General features: G+C 41.6%; 3 protein-coding genes and 1 tRNA gene. 3 read left to right on the top strand and 1 reads right to left on the bottom strand.

The window, feature by feature from the left end; genetic code table 11:
- Positions 1-5 precede the first annotated feature (5 nt).
- Entirely contained in the window at positions 6-749 is a 744-nt protein-coding gene (locus VB711_RS00525) for a hypothetical protein (protein WP_323283714.1), read from the bottom strand.
- A 118-nt stretch (positions 750-867) separates the two neighbouring features.
- On the opposite strand from VB711_RS00525, the gene cobU reads away from it, so the two are divergent.
- The 3 genes from cobU to VB711_RS00510 all read left to right on the top strand — a co-directional run bounded on the left by cobU (position 868) and on the right by VB711_RS00510 (position 2310).
- Positions 868-1416 carry a bifunctional adenosylcobinamide kinase/adenosylcobinamide-phosphate guanylyltransferase gene (gene cobU / locus VB711_RS00520; protein ID WP_323283713.1) on the top strand — a complete coding sequence of 183 codons (549 nt, stop codon included), beginning with the start codon at positions 868-870 and terminating at the stop codon, positions 1414-1416.
- A gap of 35 nt (positions 1417-1451) precedes the next feature.
- Entirely contained in the window at positions 1452-1880 is a 429-nt protein-coding gene (locus tag VB711_RS00515; protein ID WP_323283712.1) for a hypothetical protein, read from the top strand.
- Between the two features lie 356 nt (positions 1881-2236).
- Positions 2237-2310: transfer RNA gene (locus VB711_RS00510), tRNA-Val, on the top strand.
- The last annotated feature ends 113 nt before the right edge of the window (positions 2311-2423 follow it).

Here is a 2423-nt window from a genome sequence, read left to right as displayed (position 1 = left end):
TTCTGTCAGTGACGGGATAATTCTAGTAAACCCACTAAATGTTCTGCTAATTGGCTTAAACGGGTTTCTAGGTATTGCTTTCGTCCCAACATTTGTCGTAATCTTTGATGACGTGCGATCGCCATACTCACCGCAGCAACTTGATCAACTGGACAGGGACGTGACCAAACTCTCCCCGTATCATCCACACCAAATAGTTGGTATCCAGTCCGCATTGATGATCCCTGGTCATTTCCACAAATTTCTTCGACAAAACCCATCAGACGCTCAACTTCTGCATGGCGCAATGTAGCTTTTCCTGGTGGTTCTGGTTCTTGAACAGAGGATTCTAACCAACCATTAACAATGGGTCCTTCTAAGTAAATATCTTGAATTTGTTGAATAATTTCTTGTAATTCTTTTTGCCAGTTGCCTACATTATTTTGAATTTCTTGCAAGAGATTCATCGCTAAAGCTGGATTTGCTCTGTGCCTATGGTTACTAAAGCTGGGGGTTTTAAATTTAGGTAAATTAGGCGTTTTAGTACCAATTTCTTGGGTAGAAAAGGTTTTTACAGAGTCATGGTGGGGAAATATATTTGGTTCTGAGTCGGATTGATCAACCGTATTTTCTTCCCCAGATTCTTTAATTCTGGTACTGATTCTAAAAGAAAATGAGTGTTTGCTCACATCACCTATTTCTTCTACAACAGTGCCACGAGTTCCTAAATCATGTAAAGTGGCTTCAATGCGTTTTAAACCTGTTTTCATAAAAAATGCTGGTATGGGGGAATGTTAGGATATAAACTAATGATCAAACCCAGACACCAAAAGAGTTTCTACCCTGTTGCCTGTCGTCTACTATATAAATACTATATTACGACATTGGATGAGTAGCGTTATTTTAGTGACAGGTCCGGCACGTTCGGGCAAAAGCGAATGGGCAGAATATCTGGCTATGCAGTCGGCAAAAGCGGTTGTTTACGTTGCCACAGCGACCGAAAACCCAGATGATCAAGAATGGCAAGAACGCATTCATCAACACCAACAACGCCGTCCCCAAGATTGGCTAACTTTGTCTGTACCTGTGGAACTTGCGGCAACTCTCGCTGATGCCAAGCCGAATACTTGCCTGTTGGTTGATTCCTTGGGAACTTGGGTAGCTAATTTGTTAGAAGAGGATGATGCAAGCTGGGATAAAATTTTAGCACAATTGCTAGAAACAGTCCAGTTAGTGGCGGCTGATTTGGTATTTGTGGCAGAAGAGACGGGTTGGGGGGTAGTTCCAGCTTATCCGATGGGGAGAAAATTTCGCGATCGCTTGGGTGGGTTAGTCCGGCAATTAGGGATAATTTGTGATATTGTTTATTTAGTTACTGGTGGATACGTTCTCAATCTCAGCGTTCTGGGTTCACCGTTGCCATCATCAAGTTCTTAATTTAAAGTTTCCTGATCAGCATCTAAGATAAAGCTATGGCAACCAAACAAGAAGTTAAAGAATATCTTGCCTACTGGTTTCAATTAGGGAAAAAGGTAATAGCAGTCAATGGTAAAGTCAGCTTTTTGCCCGAAAGTGTAATTGAGAGCGATCGCTATAGTCAAGAGTTTGAGGAATGCTGGTCAAAAATTCTGTCCACCGCAGTTGGTGACTGTTACCTAGAAGGAACACAAGAAACCATTGCCGAATTGCTAACACCAGCTTGGGAAGTATTGCCTTGTGGTCGTTGTGAAATGCCTGTACCGATTCGCAGTGTGGGGATGCCAGTTTTGTCCTGTCCCTGTAATAATTTACCCAACTGGCCAAATACTGAGTTACCCTCGCCACGCAGTCCAGTTAGTAGTCAAGACCAGTTAATGGCAATTTGCGATCGCTTGGGGGAAAATGTGGAAGTAGGTTCTTGAATGTATATAAATACTTGCAGAATTAACTTCCTACGGGGAGAAGGCGATCGCGCTATAGGTTAAAATAAAACCTAAAAAGCCCTCCTTGTTAAAGGGGGTTGGGGAGATCAAAATGTATTTTTAATCTTATTGAATTTTCTCTTTCGCTCGTCCTCTTTAGGAAACTCTATTTTCTCACACCATCCTCCTTTTAATTCTACTTCTTCTCATTTAGACTCTTTCTATTTAATTTATTTTTAGTGTTTATGTACTACTTGTTAGGCTTTTTTGATCTGTGCCAGTTCAGGGTGCGGCATGTGGGTTAAAATATTGACATTTTGGGAAAGGTGTGTTATAGTAGATAATGGTATGGTTAAGGACGTATAGCTCAGTTGGTTAGAGCGCTACGTTGACATCGTAGAGGTCACTGGTTCGAATCCAGTTACGTCCATTAAACAAATGTCCCCACCAGTTACTATCTGTGTGACTTAAAGCCTAATATTGCCGCAACGGCAAGCTTATGTTTAAAACTCCTTTTTGGTGGACGGCTATCATGCAGTGCGG

This window comes from Cronbergia sp. UHCC 0137, assembly GCF_034932285.1.
Classification (GTDB): Bacteria; Cyanobacteriota; Cyanobacteriia; order Cyanobacteriales; family Nostocaceae; genus Cronbergia.
The sequence above is the reverse complement of the archived record's forward strand: the minus strand, read 5'-3'. Positions and strand labels throughout refer to the sequence as shown.